The organism is Pseudomonas sp. FW305-20, from assembly GCF_058788075.1.
The window spans coordinates 173,159-188,443 of sequence record NZ_JBYTAJ010000010.1; the positions used below are offsets into that span (position 1 = coordinate 173,159).

General features: G+C 57.6%; 17 protein-coding genes and 1 pseudogene. 8 read left to right on the forward strand and 10 right to left on the reverse strand.

The features are described 5' to 3' along the window. The first annotated feature begins 6 nt into the window (after positions 1-6). The 4 genes from AC3WP4_RS11675 to AC3WP4_RS11690 all read left to right on the forward strand — a co-directional run bounded on the left by AC3WP4_RS11675 (position 7) and on the right by AC3WP4_RS11690 (position 3,261). Entirely contained in the window at positions 7-600 is a 594-nt protein-coding gene (locus AC3WP4_RS11675) for an aminodeoxychorismate/anthranilate synthase component II (protein WP_074871366.1), read from the forward strand. A gap of 9 nt (positions 601-609) precedes the next feature. Further along, complete coding sequence (trpD, locus tag AC3WP4_RS11680; protein ID WP_056741323.1) at positions 610-1,659, forward strand: anthranilate phosphoribosyltransferase; 1,050 nt, start codon at positions 610-612, stop codon at positions 1,657-1,659. Further along, a complete protein-coding gene (gene trpC, locus AC3WP4_RS11685; RefSeq protein ID WP_102614861.1) occupies positions 1,656-2,492 on the forward strand; it encodes an indole-3-glycerol phosphate synthase TrpC in 837 nt (278 codons plus the stop codon). Before trpD ends, trpC begins: the two co-directional genes overlap by 4 nt. Before the next feature lie 67 nt (positions 2,493-2,559). Next, complete coding sequence (locus tag AC3WP4_RS11690) at positions 2,560-3,261, forward strand: lipoate--protein ligase family protein (RefSeq protein WP_102614860.1); 702 nt, start codon at positions 2,560-2,562, stop codon at positions 3,259-3,261. On the opposite strand, the gene crp is transcribed toward AC3WP4_RS11690, so the two are convergent. Then, a complete protein-coding gene (gene crp, locus AC3WP4_RS11695) occupies positions 3,258-3,902 on the reverse strand; it encodes a cAMP-activated global transcriptional regulator CRP (protein ID WP_074871360.1) in 645 nt (214 codons plus the stop codon). The two genes, AC3WP4_RS11690 and crp, sit on opposite strands and share 4 nt — an antisense overlap. A 231-nt stretch (positions 3,903-4,133) precedes the next feature. Here crp and AC3WP4_RS11700 point away from each other — a divergent pair, with 231 nt between their 5' ends. Further along, the gene (locus tag AC3WP4_RS11700) at positions 4,134-4,556 is read left to right on the forward strand and encodes an OsmC family protein (RefSeq protein WP_007941657.1); all 423 of its coding nucleotides are present in this window, start codon (positions 4,134-4,136) and stop codon (positions 4,554-4,556) included. Positions 4,557-4,672: 116 nt separating this feature from the next. On the opposite strand, the gene coq7 is transcribed toward AC3WP4_RS11700, so the two are convergent. The 6 genes from coq7 to hemJ all read right to left on the reverse strand — a co-directional run bounded on the left by coq7 (position 4,673) and on the right by hemJ (position 9,169). After that, positions 4,673-5,320, reverse strand: a complete 648-nt coding sequence (coq7, locus tag AC3WP4_RS11705) for a 2-polyprenyl-3-methyl-6-methoxy-1,4-benzoquinone monooxygenase (protein WP_008147238.1) — start codon at positions 5,318-5,320, stop codon at positions 4,673-4,675. A gap of 125 nt (positions 5,321-5,445) precedes the next feature. Beyond that, positions 5,446-5,784: a histidine triad nucleotide-binding protein gene (locus tag AC3WP4_RS11710; RefSeq protein WP_008147240.1), complete on the reverse strand. Its 339-nt coding sequence runs from the start codon at positions 5,782-5,784 to the stop codon at positions 5,446-5,448. A gap of 81 nt (positions 5,785-5,865) precedes the next feature. After that, positions 5,866-6,654, reverse strand: coding sequence for an SDR family NAD(P)-dependent oxidoreductase (locus AC3WP4_RS11715; RefSeq protein ID WP_074871358.1), 789 nt, complete (start codon positions 6,652-6,654; stop codon positions 5,866-5,868). Positions 6,655-6,716: 62 nt separating this feature from the next. Beyond that, positions 6,717-7,682 (reverse strand): DUF805 domain-containing protein, encoded by a 966-nt coding sequence (locus AC3WP4_RS11720; protein ID WP_074871356.1) that lies wholly within the window; start codon positions 7,680-7,682, stop codon positions 6,717-6,719. Positions 7,683-7,738: 56 nt separating this feature from the next. Then, the gene (locus AC3WP4_RS11725) at positions 7,739-8,707 is read right to left on the reverse strand and encodes an NAD(P)H-dependent flavin oxidoreductase (RefSeq protein ID WP_102614859.1); all 969 of its coding nucleotides are present in this window, start codon (positions 8,705-8,707) and stop codon (positions 7,739-7,741) included. 33 nt (positions 8,708-8,740) lie between these two features. Then, positions 8,741-9,169 carry a protoporphyrinogen oxidase HemJ gene (gene hemJ / locus AC3WP4_RS11730; protein WP_074871352.1) on the reverse strand — a complete coding sequence of 143 codons (429 nt, stop codon included), beginning with the start codon at positions 9,167-9,169 and terminating at the stop codon, positions 8,741-8,743. Positions 9,170-9,304: 135 nt separating this feature from the next. Here hemJ and argC point away from each other — a divergent pair, with 135 nt between their 5' ends. Beyond that, positions 9,305-10,339: an N-acetyl-gamma-glutamyl-phosphate reductase gene (argC, locus tag AC3WP4_RS11735; protein ID WP_074871350.1), complete on the forward strand. Its 1,035-nt coding sequence runs from the start codon at positions 9,305-9,307 to the stop codon at positions 10,337-10,339. Positions 10,340-10,505: 166 nt separating this feature from the next. Then, a complete protein-coding gene (gene erpA, locus AC3WP4_RS11740) occupies positions 10,506-10,856 on the forward strand; it encodes an iron-sulfur cluster insertion protein ErpA (RefSeq protein ID WP_007947969.1) in 351 nt (116 codons plus the stop codon). Between the two features lie 66 nt (positions 10,857-10,922). Here the strand turns inward: erpA and AC3WP4_RS11745 are convergent, their stop codons facing one another. Next, a complete protein-coding gene (locus AC3WP4_RS11745; RefSeq protein ID WP_074871348.1) occupies positions 10,923-12,014 on the reverse strand; it encodes an anhydro-N-acetylmuramic acid kinase in 1,092 nt (363 codons plus the stop codon). 3 nt (positions 12,015-12,017) lie between these two features. Beyond that, positions 12,018-13,442, reverse strand: coding sequence for a peptidoglycan DD-metalloendopeptidase family protein (locus tag AC3WP4_RS11750; RefSeq protein WP_074871346.1), 1,425 nt, complete (start codon positions 13,440-13,442; stop codon positions 12,018-12,020). A gap of 212 nt (positions 13,443-13,654) precedes the next feature. Between AC3WP4_RS11750 and tyrS the strand changes: the two genes are divergently transcribed. Next, positions 13,655-14,854, forward strand: a complete 1,200-nt coding sequence (gene tyrS / locus AC3WP4_RS11755; protein WP_102614858.1) for a tyrosine--tRNA ligase — start codon at positions 13,655-13,657, stop codon at positions 14,852-14,854. Positions 14,855-14,976: 122 nt separating this feature from the next. On the opposite strand, the pseudogene AC3WP4_RS11760 reads toward tyrS, so the two are convergent. Beyond that, positions 14,977-15,285 (reverse strand): annotated as a pseudogene (locus tag AC3WP4_RS11760) (hypothetical protein); the annotation flags it as partial.

Sequence of the window (15,285 nt, forward strand, 5' to 3'; positions counted from 1 at the left end):
TAAGCCATGTTGCTGATGATCGATAACTACGACTCTTTTACTTACAACGTTGTGCAATACCTCGGTGAGCTCGGCTCCCAGGTCAAAGTCGTGCGCAACGATGAGCTCACCATTGCCGAAATCGAAGCCCTCAACCCTGAGCGGATTGTCGTTTCTCCCGGTCCTTGCACGCCGAACGAAGCCGGTGTGTCGATTGATGTGATCAAACATTTTGGCGGAAAACTGCCGATTCTCGGCGTTTGCCTGGGTCATCAATCCATCGGCCAGGCCTTTGGCGGCGATGTGGTGCGTGCCCGTCAGGTCATGCACGGCAAGACCAGCCCGGTGTTCCACGAGGACAAAGGCGTATTTGCAGGCCTGAACCATCCGCTGACAGTCACCCGCTATCATTCACTGATCGTCAAACGCGAGACCCTGCCCGATTGCCTGGAGCTGACCGCCTGGACCCAGCTTGAAGACGGTTCGGTCGACGAGATCATGGGCCTGCGCCACAAGACACTGAACATCGAGGGCGTGCAGTTTCACCCTGAGTCGATCCTCACCGAACAGGGCCACGAGCTGTTCGCTAATTTCCTCAAACAAACCGGCGGCACGCGCTAAGGACTTTTCATGAATATCAAGACAGCCCTGAGCCGTATCGTCGAACAGCTCGACCTCAGCACCGATGAGATGCGCGATGTCATGCGCGAAATCATGACTGGGCAATGCACGGACGCGCAGATCGGCGCGTTCATGATGGCCATGCGCATGAAGAGTGAAAGCATCGACGAAATCGTCGGCGCCGTGTCGGTCATGCGCGAGCTGGCGGACAAGGTCGAACTCAAGACCCTCGACGGCGTCGTCGATGTGGTGGGTACCGGTGGCGATGGCGCGAACATTTTTAACGTCTCGACCGCTTCCTCGTTCGTGGTCGCGGCGGCCGGTTGCACGGTGGCCAAGCACGGTAACCGTGCGGTCTCGGGCAAAAGCGGCAGCGCCGATTTGCTGGAAGCGGCGGGTATCTACCTGAACCTTACGCCGGTTCAGGTGGCACGCTGCATCGACAACGTCGGCATCGGTTTCATGTTCGCCCAGACCCATCACAGCGCCATGAAGCACGCCGCCGGCCCGCGCCGCGAGCTGGGCTTGCGCACGCTGTTCAACATGCTCGGCCCGCTTACGAATCCGGCCGGCGTGAAGCATCAGGTGGTGGGCGTGTTCAATCAGGCGTTGTGCCGGCCGCTGGCCGAAGTCTTGCAACGTATGGGCAGCAAGCACGTGTTGGTAGTGCACTCGAAGGATGGCCTGGACGAGTTCAGTCTGGCGGCGCCAACCTTCGTGGCGGAATTGAAGGATGACCAGATCACCGAGTATTGGGTCGAACCAGAAGACCTGGGCATGAAAAGCCAGAGCCTGCACGGTCTGGCAGTGGATAGCCCGGCGGCTTCCCTGGAGCTGATTCGTGATGCCCTGGGCAAGCGCAAGACCGAGAACGGTCAGAAAGCCGCGGAAATGATTATGCTCAATGCCGGTGCCGCGCTGTACGCCGCCGACCATGCCAGCAGTTTGAAAGAAGGCGTTGCCCTGGCGCACGATGCGCTGCACACAGGCCTCGCTCGGGAAAAACTGGAGGAGTTGGGTGCATTTACCGCGGTATTCAAAGTGGAGAATGAGGGATGAGTGTACCGACGGTTCTGGAAAACATTCTGGCCCGCAAAGTCCAGGAAGTCGCCGAGCGTAGCGCTCGCGTAAGCCTGGCGGAGCTGGAAAGTCTGGCCAAGGCGGCCGATGCACCCCGTGGTTTTGCCCAGGCACTGTTGGCTCAGGCCAAGCTCAAGCAGCCAGCGGTCATTGCAGAGATCAAGAAGGCTTCACCGAGCAAAGGCGTTATCCGCGAGAACTTCGTTCCCGCCGACATCGCCAAGAGTTACGAGAAGGGCGGCGCGACCTGCCTGTCAGTGCTCACCGATATCGATTACTTCAAGGGCGCCGATGCTTATCTGCAACAGGCGCGGGCAGCGTGCAAACTGCCGGTGATCCGCAAGGACTTCATGATCGATCCGTACCAGATCATTGAAGCCCGAGCGTTGGGCGCCGACTGTGTGCTGCTGATCGTCTCCGCACTGGATGACGTGAAAATGGCCGAGTTGGCTGCCGTCGCCAAAAGTGTCGGCCTCGATGTGCTGGTGGAAGTTCACGATGGCGACGAGCTGGAGCGGGCCTTGAAAACCCTCGACACTCCGTTGGTCGGCATAAACAACCGCAACTTGCATACTTTCGAAGTCAATCTGGAAACCACCCTCGATCTGTTGCCGCGCATTCCGCGTGATCGCTTGGTAATCACCGAAAGTGGCATTCTCAACCGGGCCGATGTCGAACTGATGGAAATCAGCGATGTGTACGCGTTCCTGGTTGGCGAAGCGTTCATGCGGGCCGAAAGCCCGGGCACCGAGCTGCAGCGTCTGTTCTTTCCTGAGCGTGGTATCGCGGTGAGCGGTTCTACACTCGACTGAACGTGACTTGATGAAGAAGCCGGCGATGCCGGCTTTTTTATACCCCAAACAAAGGATGTCTACTGCCATGACCCAGCCCATTGCCTTGACCGTCGAAGCCGGCCTGCTCGCCGAACAGAATCTGTTGGCGCATGTGTGCACTGGTGATTCGGAGTTTGGCCTTCTGTTCTGGCAACCCAGTGACCGGGCGCTGGTCATGCCGCGACGATTGAATCGTCTGCCTGGGTTCGAGGCCGCGTGCGAAGTGTCGGCGGCGGCAGGTTGGCCGGTGTTGTTGCGTGAAACCGGCGGTGAACCGGTGCCGCAATCGGCCTCGACGATCAACATTGCACTGGTCTACGCCCCACCGCGTAGCGAGGGTGACCAGAACCGCATCGAAGCCGGTTATCGCCGGCTTTGCGATCCGATTTGTCAGTTACTCGATGAACTGGGCGGCGTTTCGTCTTTGGGCGAAATAGAGGGTGCGTTCTGTGATGGGCGTTTCAACGTCAACCTTGATGGGCGCAAGATGGTTGGCACGGCTCAACGCTGGCGCCAGAGCAAGGGCGGCACGCGTCCGGTAGGGTTGGTGCACGGGGCTTTGTTGCTCGATAACGAGCGTGAGTCGATGGTTGCTGCGGTCAACCGTTTCAATGAAGCCTGTGGCCTGGAGCCGCGGGTTCGCGCCGAGAGCCACATTGCTCTTCATGAAAAATATGCAGCACCTGATGCGTTGGGGCGACTCGACAGTTTGTACCGCGAATTGCTGACAGACATGTTCAGGGTTTAGCGCGTACCGAAGACCACCATGGTCTTGCCTTTGACGTCCACCAGGTTGCGTTCTTCCAGATCCTTGAGAACGCGACCGACCATCTCACGTGAACAACCGACAATCCGCCCGATTTCCTGACGGGTCACCTTGATCTGCATGCCGTCGGGATGGGTCATTGCATCTGGTTGCTTGCACAGTTCCAAGAGGCAGCGTGCGACGCGGCCGGTAACATCGAAGAACGCAAGGTCACCCACTTTGCGGGTGGTGTTACGCAGGCGTTGTGCGATTTGTCCGCTGAGCACGTAAAGAATGTCTGGGTCCTGTTGGGACAGTTCGCGGAATTTTGCGTAGCTGATCTCCGCGACTTCGCATTCGATCTTGGCGCGCACCCAGGCGCTGCGTTCCTGTTCCAGGCCGGCTTGTTCGAACAGGCCCAGCTCGCCGAAAAAGTCTCCAGAGTTCAGGTAGGCGATGATCATTTCGCGGCCGTCGTCATCCTCGATCAGGATGGTGACCGAACCCTTGATGATGAAGAACAGACTTTCCGAGCGGTCGCCGGCACAAATGATATTGCTTTTGGCTGCATAACGACGGCGCTGGCAATGCATCAACAGCTTGTCGAGGTTCTTGATTTTGGGTGTTGGGGTAATAGCAACCATGGTTGTATCCCGAAAAGACTTCACGGTGTGTTTGATTTTCTTATGAGTCGCTGAGATTGCTATGAAGCTGGCAATGCGCCATTGAATTGGCGCCAGCTTAACAGACACTTCCTGCAATATTCGAGAATTTACCTACAGCGCAACGGCTTGCGTCGTAGGAAGGCGAGGCGTCGTCAATCAAGGCCCCTGTGCTAAGCTGGCGACCCTTTTTTATACAGTGGAGTCTTGGCGATGAAGGCACGCATCCAATGGGCTGGCGAAGCCATGTTCCTCGGCGAATCCGGCAGCGGTCATGTCGTGGTCATGGACGGGCCGCCCGATGCCGGTGGTCGCAACCTGGGTGTCCGGCCGATGGAAATGCTCTTGCTGGGTGTTGGCGGTTGCAGCAATTTCGACGTGGTCAGCATCCTCAAGAAGTCCCGTCAGGCCGTTGAAAGCTGCGAAGCCTTCCTCGAAGCCGAGCGCGCCACCGAAGATCCTAAGGTTTTCACCAAGATCCATATGCACTTCGTGGTCAAGGGTCGAGGCTTGAAAGAAGCCCAGGTCAAACGCGCCATCGAGCTGTCTGCCGAGAAGTATTGCTCGGCGTCGATCATGCTTGGGGCGGCTGGCGTGGCAATTACCCACGACTACGAGATCATCGAGCTCGGTTGAATCGACATCCCACTACCGTAAAAGCAGCGCGGACGGTCGCGATCCCAAGCTGATGTCTGTAAGGCTTGCCCGCGATTGCGTCCTTGAGATCGCCATCGCGGGCAAACTACCTGAGGTCAGATCCGGTAAGTACTCTTGGTCATGACCTTGGCCATCAGGCTCATGCCGAACTTCACCGGTGCCGGAAAGCGGAACCCCCCAGCCTCCAGCGCGCTTTCGGCGTGGTGTTCTTCATCAATGCGCATCTGCTCGAGGATCGCCCGGGACTTTTCATCCTCGGCAGGCAGTTGCTCAAGGTGTTCGTTGAGGTGTTTGCAGACCTGATGCTCGGTAGCCGCAACGAAACCCAGGCTGACTTTATCGCTGATCAACCCGGCTACCGCGCCAATCCCGAACGACATGCCGTAGAACAGCGGATTGAGAATGCTGGTATGGCTGCCTAGCTGTTTTATGCGTTGTTCGCACCAGACCAGATGGTCGATTTCTTCTTCGGCGGCATGCTCCATGGCGGCGCGCACTTGCGGCAGCTTGGCGGTCAGGGCCTGGCCTTGATACAGCGCCTGGGCACAGACTTCGCCGGTATGGTTGATGCGCATCAGACCGGCGACGTGCCGGGTGTCTTCGTCGCTCATTTGCGCATCCGGCTGCACGATAGCGGGCGAAGGACGGTACGGCTGGCCACTGAAAGGCAGCAAGGTGCGCATCGCGGCATCGGCTTGTAGCAGAAGGCGGTCAATCGGCGAGTAGTGACGTTGGGTTGTCATGCTGACCTCCGGGAAAAATCTCGGCGGCCAGTTTAACCCAATCGGCCGGGGGAAGGTTTGCGCTGAGTCATTGCGACGCAGGTGCTTGTGGGGGGGATTGCCCACCCCACAGGAACTTGCTGCGATCAGCCCGGCGGCCAATGCATCTGGCGCTGACCCAAGACATGCATATGTATGTGATAGACGGTCTGCCCGCCCAATGGATTGCAGTTCATGACCACGCGAAAGCCTTCTTCGCAACCCAGTTCCAGGGCCAGACGCTGGGCGGTGAACAGAATATGCCCGGCCAATGCCTTGTCGTCCTCGGTCAGGTCGTTAAGTGTGCGCACCGCTTTTTTCGGAATCACCAGAAAATGCACGGGTGCCTGTGGGGCGATGTCGTGGAAGGCCAGTACCTGGTCGTCCTCGTAAATGATCTTCGCCGGGATTTCCCGGTTGATGATCTTGGTGAACAGAGTATCCACAGCTTTTTTCTCCGTTGTTTGGGCTGGCCTGAGTGTAACCATGGGTTATGCCCGAGCCCAGCCTTTTACCTTGAGGGGCGATCAGCGCGGGCAGTAAACCTTGTTGACCATGCCGGCAATTGTCCGGGTCAGCCAGCGCGAGCCGAGTCGCGGCAGGAAGGCGCGCCAGCGGTTGCGTCGACCCGGAATAATAATGGCGCGATTTTTCTCCAGCGCCCGGACGGTGTAGAGCGCGACTTCCTCGGGGCTCATCAGCATTTTGCTGTCGGCCAGTTTGCTAGCGTCCAATTGCGCGGTGCGGAAAAACGCCGTGCGGGTAGGGCCGGGGCAGAGCACCGAGACCTTGACCGCGCATTTTTTCAGTTCGACGCGCAACCCTTCGGAAAAATGCAGCACATAAGCCTTGCTGGCGTAATAAGTGCTCATCCACGGGCCGGGATGGAACGCCGCCACCGAGGCGACATTCAAAATCTGCCCGCCGCCCTGCAGGGCCATACTGTTGCCGATCGCGTGACACAGGCGAGTGAGCGCAAGGATGTTCACTTCGATCAGGTCCTGCTCGGTCATCCAGTCCTGAGCCAGGAAAGGGCCGCAGGTGCCGATGCCGGCGCAGTTAACCAGCAAATCGATCTGTCGGTCACCTTCCTCCAGCTCCAGCAGAAAACCCGACAGCCGTAGCGGCTCGCCGAGGTCACAAGCTCGGAACAGCACTTCCACGCCAAAACGTTGGGTCAGTTCAATCGCAATACTTTCCAGCTGATCACGCTGACGGGCCACCAGAATCAGACTGCGGCCGCGCCGGGCCAGCGCTTCGGCCATCGCCAGGCCGATGCCGCTGGAAGCGCCAGTGATCAGTGCGTAACGGGTCATGCATTTCTCCATCGCAACAGCTCCGCGCCGGCGACGCAGGTGTCACGGGCGGGGAGCGCTGTTCATTCTTTCGCAGAGTCTACAGGGGGCTGGGCTGCTTCGGCTGCATCGTCGGCTGAATTTGGCGCTGGCTCTGCTTCCACAGCGGTTTGATCTTCGATCTCTTCGGTGGTCACGGAGTCACTTTCATAGCTGCTCTGGGTAGCACTTTCATACTCACTCTGAATGGTAGTAAGGCCACCGCTCAGTCCGCCGATGAACAGGATCGCGATAAACACCAACCACAATGAAGACAGAACTTTAACCGCGGTGCTGTTGGGCGGTGGTGGCGCACCGTATCGATTGGCGGTGTTATTGCCCGGCACAATCATCATTACGAACGGGAAGATGCTGCCCACGAACGGTACGAGCGTCAGTAGCCAGAGCCAGCCAGACCAGCCGATATCGTGCAGACGCTGGACACTGAACTGGATGCTGACGAACGCCAGCGCCACGAAGAGAATGAAGGCCAGCAAGCCACCGAGAATCAGGCCGGCGGTAGTGTCCGTAGTGATGAGGGCCAAGCCGAAAACAGCAAGCACAGCGCCAACACCGAGGGTCACCAGCGTCAGCGACATCGTCCAGGCCAGATAACGCAAGCGGCCGATCCGACCCTCGAAGCTGAACGGTTTGAGTGTGGCAAACGCTGGCAAGGCTTCGCCAACGGTAGCCTGGGGTGGCGCATAAGGGGATTCGGGATCTGCCGCGACGGCCGGGGCGTGTTCATGAACGTCAGCCAGGTTCAGCTCGATCGAGGGTTCGGATTCGATCCGGGCATCGATACCGGTTTTGGTCAGCGCCTGGAGATAAGTCTGCGCATCGCCCCGCGACAGGTCGCGTTTGAGCGCAACCGGCTTGCCACTGAACAGCCGCTCGATGGCAGCCACATCGGTTTTGAACAGCTCGGCGAGATTAAGCTTGGCGGTGATGACGTCAACACCTGGCAGCAGAGCGCCGTCGAACACGATCTTGAAACGGGTTTCGCTCATTACGAGGCATCCTTGCAGTGTGAAGCCAGCCGGAATGGACTGGTCTGGTTTGCCCGTCAGCGTGGCCAGCGCTTGGGTAGCTCTGCCGCCAGTTCTAGCGCTTTGCGGTATTCGGCATCAAGGCGAGCGACCAATTGATCGACACTCGGCAAATCATCGATCTCGCCAACACCCTGGCCTGCGGACCAGACGGTTTTCCAGGCTTTGGCTTCATCGCTCATGGGCTTGAGTTTGGAGCCGAAGTCCACTTCGCCCTTGCCTTGCAACGCGGCCATGTCGAAACCTGCCGCCTCAAGACTCTGACGCATAAAGCTCGCCGGTACTCCCGATACCGCTGGAGTATGGACGATGTCCGCGGCTCTGGCAGTCAGCAGCATCTCTTTATAGGCGTCAGGCGCGTGACTTTCGGTGGTGCCGATAAATCGCGTGCCGAAGTAGGCCAGATCCGCACCAAGCAGTTGGGCTGCGAGAATCTCGTGGCCGTGGTTCAGGCAGCCGGCCAGCAGCAGGGTCTTGTCGAAGAATTGGCGGATCTCGGCAATCAGCGAGAACGGGCTCCAGGTTCCGGCGTGTCCACCGGCGCCCGCTGCCACGGCGATCAAGCCGTCGACCCCGGCCTCGGCGGCTTTCTCTGCATGGCGACGAGTCGTCACGTCATGGAACACCAGGCCGCCGTAGCTGTGCACTGCATCGACCAGTTCTTTCACTGCGCCGAGACTGGTGATCACAATCGGCACTTTGTGCTCGATGCAGATCTCCAGGTCCGCTTGCAGCCGCGGGTTGCTGTGGTGGACGATCAGGTTTACCGCATAAGGCGCCGGATTCTCCATTGTCGCCAACCCTGCTTCGATCTCTTCCAGCCAGGCCTTGAAACCGCTGCTCTCGCGCTGGTTCAGCGCAGGAAAGCTGCCCACCACGCCATTACGGCAGCAGGCGAGCACCAGCTGCGGGTTGGAAATCAGGAACATTGGCGCGGCCACCACCGGCAGACGCAAGCGTTGTTCGAGTAGAGCGGGCAGCGACATTGGAAGTACCCCGATGAGTTGTGCTTATTGGAGTTAGAACGGCCGGACGACGACCAGAATTACAATGGCCAGCAATATCAGAACCGGCACTTCATTGAACCAGCGATAAAAGACATGACTGCGGGTGTTCTCGCCACGGGCAAAACGTTTCACCTGGGCGCCGCACATGTGGTGGTAGCCGATGAGGATCACCACCAGGGTCAACTTCGCGTGAATCCAGGCACCTTGACTGAATATGCTGGGGTTCAAGGCGATCAGTGCGATGCCGAAAACCAGAGTGGCGATCATCGCCGGCCCCATGATGCCGCGGTACAGCTTGCGCTCCATGACGCTGAAGCGTTCCTTGCTGACGGTGTCTTCACTTTGGGCGTGATAAACGAACAGGCGGGGCAGGTAGAACAGGGCGGCAAACCAGCAGACCATGCTGACGATGTGAAGCGCTTTGAGCCACAGATAGAGCATTTTTAGTTATTCCCAGGTTCACGGTAGCGAAGATAGTAGAGGGTAGAGCGCCCGCACGTCACCTTGACGGTTGTCGCAGAGCCGCGTGGCCCCTATTATCGACGGCTTTCCAGTGGGTTCGTTGAGGGCAGGTTTATGGTCAAGGTCGGTATCGTCGGCGGCACGGGTTACACCGGTGTCGAACTGCTGCGTCTGTTGGCGCAACATCCGCAAGCTGAAGTGGCAGTCATCACTTCCCGATCCGAGGCCGGTCTGGCCGTGGCTGATATGTATCCGAACCTGCGCGGTCATTACGACGGTCTGGCATTCAGCGTTCCGGACATCAAGACGCTGGGCGCTTGCGACGTGGTGTTCTTCGCCACGCCGCACGGGGTTGCCCATGCGCTGGCTGGCGAACTGTTGGCGGCCGGGACCAAAGTCATCGACCTGTCGGCGGACTTCCGACTGCAAGACGCTGATGAGTGGGCCAAGTGGTACGGTCAGCCGCACGGCGCGCCGGAGCTGCTGGAAGAGGCGGTTTACGGCTTGCCGGAAGTCAATCGCGAGCAGATCAAGCAGGCTCGTCTGATCGCCGTGCCGGGTTGCTACCCGACTGCTACGCAATTGGGTTTCCTGCCATTGCTTGAAGCAGGTCTGGCCGACACCACTCGCTTGATTGCCGACTGCAAGTCCGGCGTCAGTGGTGCCGGTCGTGGCGCGTCTGTAGGTTCGCTGTACGCCGAGACGTCGGAAAGCATGAAGGCTTACGCGGTCAAAGGTCACCGTCATCTGCCGGAAATCCGCCAGGGTCTGCGTCGTGCTGCGGGCAAGGACGTCGGTCTGACGTTCGTTCCGCATCTGACGCCAATGATTCGAGGTATCCACTCGACGCTCTACGCGACAGTCGTGGACCGCTCCGTAGATCTGCAAGCGCTGTTTGAAAAGCGCTATGCCAACGAACCGTTCGTCGATGTTATGCCGGCCGGCAGCCATCCCGAAACCCGCAGCGTGCGTGGTGCCAACGTTTGCCGTGTCGCCGTGCATCGTCCGCAGGATGGTGATCTGGTGGTGGTGTTGTCGGTGATCGACAATCTGGTCAAAGGCGCGTCGGGTCAGGCGGTGCAGAACCTGAACATCCTGTTTGGTCTGGATGAGCGCTTGGGTCTGTCTCATGCAGGCATGCTGCCGTAAGGTTTTCCTGCCCAGTAAAAAGGCCCGTCTGACGGGCCTTTTTGCATTCCGGGCTTACGATTGGGTTGATTGATATACCGTAACAATAGTTGACCGATTTTCTAGGAGAAGCGGATAATGCGCGTCATCACGCATTATGGCGGCGTAACGCCGGGAGATAGTTAGCATGAGCGTCGAATCCTTCACCCCCACGGCTTTGCAATTTACCCACGGTGCCGCGCACAAGGTGAAGAGCCTGGTCGATGAAGAGGGGAATGATCGTTTGAAGCTGCGCGTATTCGTTACGGGCGGCGGTTGTTCAGGGTTTCAATACGGCTTCACCTTCGATGAAGAAGTGGCCGATGACGACACCATCGTCGAGCGCGAAGGTGTCAGCCTGGTGGTCGATCCGATGAGCTTCCAGTACCTGGCAGGTGCCGAGGTGGATTATCAGGAAGGTCTGGAAGGTTCGCGCTTCGTGATCAAGAATCCGAACGCCAGCACTACGTGTGGCTGCGGATCTTCGTTCTCGATCTGATCGCAATCATCGCATCACCAAGCGCCGCGTGGCCTCAGGGCTCCGCGGCGTTTTGCTGTTTGCAGATCAAGCGGGGTAGATGGCGCCGAGTACGCGCAGGCCACTTGCACCGGTAACGCTCGGGCGATTGGCGGCGATGCCTTCAAGGCAGCAATGGGCCAGCCAGGCGAAGGCCATGGCTTCGACCCAGTCCGGGTCTACACCGTAAGCCGCGGTGCTGCTGACGTGGGTGTTCGGCAGCAAGCTGGCCAAGCGGTTCATCAGCGTAGCGTTATGGGCGCCGCCGCCGCAGACCAACAGTTCCCGGGTATCTGATTGAGCGCTTTGTAGTGACTCGACAATAGTCAGGGCGGTCAGTTCGAGCAGGGTTGCCTGCACGTCTTCGGGGGTGAAGGTCGACAGTTTCGATAAATGCTGTGTCAGCCATGCAAGGTTGAATACTTCGCGGCCGGTGCTCTTTGGGCCTTTGGTCACGAAAAATGGATCACTCAGCAGTTCGTGCAGCAGAACCGGTTGGACCTTGCCGCTGGCGGCCCACTGGCCGTCACGATCAAAGTTGTCGCCGCGTTGCTGGTGAATCCAGGCATCCAGCAGAACATTGCCCGGGCCGCAGTCGAAACCGGCTACGGGTTTGCCGGGCTCGATCAGGCTCAGGTTGCTGAATCCGCCAACGTTCAATACCGCGCGATTGCCTGCGCGTTCTTCAAACAACGCTTCGTGAAAGGCTGGAACCAATGGGGCGCCTTGTCCGCCAGCCGCAACATCGCGGCTTCGAAAGTCGCTGACCACAGTTATACCGGTCAACTCGGTCAGAAGGGCAGGGTTGCCAATTTGCACAGTGAAGCCGCGCGCCGGCTCGTGGCGAATGGTCTGGCCGTGGCTGCCAATCGCGCGAATATCTTCGGGTTTCAGTTTTTGTTGGTCGAGGAGGGTGTGAATACCCCGTGCCGCCAGTTTCACCCAGTTCTGCTGGGCGATGGCGGAGCGGGCAATCTCGTCCGGGCCGCTGGCGCACAAACCAAGCAGCTCGGTGCGCAAGGAGTCAGGCATTGGCGTGTAGTGCGTGGCGATGAGTTTTATCGCCGGGGCCAGCTCGACCAGCGCTATGTCCAGGCCGTCGAGGCTGGTCCCGGACATCACACCTATATAAAACGTCATGGCTTAGCGCTTTCTCGAAGCCAGTTGCGTGGATTTCTCTTGATCCATGCGCGCCATCAGCGGTTGGCTCTGCGCGAGGAAACGTGCGCGTTCAGCTTTGGAGATCGGATCAGCCATGGCAACTTTCTGGCCTAGTGGGTCGACGTGCACGCCATTGACCTGGAACTCGTAGTGCAAGTGCGGACCGGTGGAGAGACCGGTGGTACCGATGTAGCCGATAACCTGGCCTTGCTTGACGCTGCCGCCAGTCTTGACGCCTTTGGCGAAGCCTTGCATATGACCATATAGCGTGCGGTAGGTATTGCCATGCTGGATGATCACGGTGTTGCCGTAACCGCCGCGACGACCCGCCAACAATACTTTGCCGTCACCGGCAGCCTTGATCGGCGTACCGCGTGGTGCTGCGTAATCGACACCTTTGTGAGCGCGGATCTTGTTCAGGATCGGATGTTTGCGTCCCATGGAGAACTTCGAGCTGATGCGTGCGAAATCCACCGGGGTACGGATGAACGCCTTGCGCATGCTGTTGCCGTCAGCAGTGTAGTAGCTGCTATTGCCTTGTTTGTTGGTGTAACGCACGGCGGTGTAGGTCTTGCCGCGGTTAGTGAAACGTGCGGAAAGGATCGGGCCATTGCCGACAACCTTGTCGTTGACGACTTTCTGTTCGTAGATGACATCGAACTGGTCGCCTTGGCGAATGTCCTGGGCGAAGTCGACGTCATAACCAAACACACTGGCCATGTCCATGGTCAGGCTGTGGGACAAACCGGCGCGTGCAGCGGACTGCGACAGCGAACTGTTGATTACGCCATGAACGTAGGCAGAGCGCACGGTCGGTTTGGCTGTAATGCGATTGAATGCATAACCCTTGTCATTCTTGGTGAGGGTTATGCTTTCAACGTCGCTGACCTTGCTGTGCAGATTGGTCAACTGGCCATCGGGGCCCAGTTCGAATTCGAGTTTCTGGCCATGTTTGAGTCGGCTGAACTGCTTGGCTTGTTTGTCGCTGGCCAGTACTTCATGCACCAAAGCTGTTGGAAGGCCGACTTTTTCAAACAGTGTGGAGAGGGTGTCGCCTTTAGAGACGATCACTTCCCTGTGGTTTGGAGACTTTTTTTCTTCGATCACAGGCGCCGGCACGGGCGCGGCCTGAGCGGTTTCCTGTGGTTCTTCGACGCTGTTTTCGATCTGCGCGAAAGGGGAAGCTGCTGGCTCATTTGTGGCCTGGACGGCCTCGGCAGCGTCTTGATCTTGTGTCAGTTGTTCTGCAGGGCTTTCCAGTTCAAGACTCAGGGTCGTCTTTTTGGCTTCAACATCACTGGAAGGAAATACCAGAAGCGCCAGGCTCAGAAGGGCGGCGATGCCACTTGCTGCGAGCAGGTGGGTCTTCGGGTAAAGCGGCGGCGCTTTAGACGATTCTTTGGTCATAGGTAATTTTTGACTTTGAAAAAGATGAATTGGAAAAGATGAATGACATGATGAAGATGAAATAACTGTATAAAATATAACCAAATCATCTCTGAAGCAAGTCCGCGAACGCTGTGTTCGCGGATTGGCGTCCGTGCGCCGGGCAAAACTTGTATTTGACGCGCGATCTTGTATGGTTGGTTCCCTTTGAATTCGAGCCTTGCGGGTCTGTTATGAAGTCGGTTGAAGAGCAGCTAGCGCTGATTAAACGTGGTGCAGAAGAACTGTTGGTCGAGTCCGAGCTGATCGAAAAGCTCAAGCGTGGCCAGCCGCTACGTATTAAGGCAGGCTTCGATCCGACCGCGCCGGATTTGCACCTTGGTCATACTGTGCTTATTAATAAGCTGCGCCAGTTCCAGGAGCTGGGGCATCAGGTGATCTTCCTTATAGGTGACTTCACCGGGATGATCGGTGATCCAAGCGGCAAGAGCGCGACACGTCCTCCGCTCACTCGTGAGCAGGTTCTCGAGAATGCCGAGACTTACAAGACTCAAGTCTTCAAGATTCTTGATCCAGCCAAGACCGAAGTGGCGTTCAACTCCACCTGGATGGATCAGATGGGGCCAGCCGACTTCATTCGTCTGACTTCGCAATACACCGTGGCTCGCATGCTTGAGCGCGACGATTTCGACAAGCGCTACACAACCAATCAACCAATTGCCATTCACGAGTTCCTCTATCCGCTGGTTCAGGGTTATGACTCGGTTGCTTTGCGTGCTGATGTCGAGTTGGGTGGTACTGATCAGAAGTTCAATCTGTTGATGGGGCGTGAGCTGCAGCGTGGATATGGTCAAGAGGCTCAATGCATTCTGACGATGCCGCTGCTCGAAGGTCTGGATGGCGTGAAGAAGATGTCCAAGTCCCTGGGCAACTACGTGGGGATCCAGGAGGCGCCGGGTGTGATGTACGGCAAGCTGGTTTCCATTCCGGATGCGCTGATGTGGCGTTATTTCGAATTGCTCAGTTTCCGCTCTATGGATGAGATCGACGCATTTCGTGCCGATGTCGAGGCTGGCGCCAATCCGCGTGATATCAAGATCAAGTTGGCTGAAGAGATTGTTGCGCGTTTTCATGGTGAAGAGGCTGCGGCCAATGCTCACCGTGGGGCGGGTAACCGTATGAAGGAAGGCGAGCTGCCGGACGATCTGCCGGAGATCGAATTGACTGCTGCTGAAGACATGCCGATTGCTGCTGTCCTTAATAAGGCAGGCCTGGTCAAGAACTCGGCTGTCGCGCGGGACCTTCTAGGTTCTGGTGGTGTGCGTATAGATGGTGAGGTTGTCGATCGCACCTTTATATATGCATTGGGCGCGACCCATGTTTGCCAGGCCGGCAAGAAGGCATTTGCGCGTATTACGCTCAAATCCGAATAAAGCTCGAATTAAAGGTTGACGGCAGATTCTGGAAGTCTATAATTCGCCCCACTTCCGGCGCAGTCGAAACGGAAAACTCCTTGGTAAACAATGAGTTATGCGGTTTTCGACAGCGAGTTGCTTCAGGTCATCGAAGCCCAGAAGGAGTTGAAAGAGCAGGGTTGTTTGGCTCTTTTGACGGTTCGATCTTCTCGGTCGAAAGCGGTGTAAAAGAGGTGTTGACAGCAGCGAGTAACGCTGTAGAATTCGCCTCCCGCTAACGAGAGATCGCAAGCGCAAGTGGTTGAAGTTGCAAAGGAAACTTTGAAAACTTCGAAAAATAACCGCTTGACAGCAACAGAGGCTGCTGTAGAATGCGCGCCTCGGTTGAGACGAAAGATCTTAACCAACCGCTCTTTAACAACTGAATCAAGCAATTCGTGTGGGTGCTT

Excerpts from the sequence above, each read along its gene's own strand:
- AC3WP4_RS11675 (WP_074871366.1), top strand. The coding sequence starts at position 7 with ATGTTGCTGATGATCGATAACTACGACTCTTTTACTTACAACGTTGTG.
- trpD (WP_056741323.1), top strand. The coding sequence starts at position 610 with ATGAATATCAAGACAGCCCTGAGCCGTATCGTCGAACAGCTCGACCTC.
- trpC (WP_102614861.1), top strand. The coding sequence starts at position 1,656 with ATGAGTGTACCGACGGTTCTGGAAAACATTCTGGCCCGCAAAGTCCAG.
- AC3WP4_RS11690 (WP_102614860.1), top strand. The coding sequence starts at position 2,560 with ATGACCCAGCCCATTGCCTTGACCGTCGAAGCCGGCCTGCTCGCCGAA.
- crp (WP_074871360.1), bottom strand. The coding sequence starts at position 3,902 with ATGGTTGCTATTACCCCAACACCCAAAATCAAGAACCTCGACAAGCTG.
- AC3WP4_RS11700 (WP_007941657.1), top strand. The coding sequence starts at position 4,134 with ATGAAGGCACGCATCCAATGGGCTGGCGAAGCCATGTTCCTCGGCGAA.
- coq7 (WP_008147238.1), bottom strand. The coding sequence starts at position 5,320 with ATGACAACCCAACGTCACTACTCGCCGATTGACCGCCTTCTGCTACAA.
- AC3WP4_RS11715 (WP_074871358.1), bottom strand. The coding sequence starts at position 6,654 with ATGACCCGTTACGCACTGATCACTGGCGCTTCCAGCGGCATCGGCCTG.
- AC3WP4_RS11720 (WP_074871356.1), bottom strand. The coding sequence starts at position 7,682 with ATGAGCGAAACCCGTTTCAAGATCGTGTTCGACGGCGCTCTGCTGCCA.
- AC3WP4_RS11725 (WP_102614859.1), bottom strand. The coding sequence starts at position 8,707 with ATGTCGCTGCCCGCTCTACTCGAACAACGCTTGCGTCTGCCGGTGGTG.
- hemJ (WP_074871352.1), bottom strand. The coding sequence starts at position 9,169 with ATGCTCTATCTGTGGCTCAAAGCGCTTCACATCGTCAGCATGGTCTGC.
- argC (WP_074871350.1), top strand. The coding sequence starts at position 9,305 with ATGGTCAAGGTCGGTATCGTCGGCGGCACGGGTTACACCGGTGTCGAA.
- erpA (WP_007947969.1), top strand. The coding sequence starts at position 10,506 with ATGAGCGTCGAATCCTTCACCCCCACGGCTTTGCAATTTACCCACGGT.
- AC3WP4_RS11745 (WP_074871348.1), bottom strand. The coding sequence starts at position 12,014 with ATGACGTTTTATATAGGTGTGATGTCCGGGACCAGCCTCGACGGCCTG.
- AC3WP4_RS11750 (WP_074871346.1), bottom strand. The coding sequence starts at position 13,442 with ATGACCAAAGAATCGTCTAAAGCGCCGCCGCTTTACCCGAAGACCCAC.
- tyrS (WP_102614858.1), top strand. The coding sequence starts at position 13,655 with ATGAAGTCGGTTGAAGAGCAGCTAGCGCTGATTAAACGTGGTGCAGAA.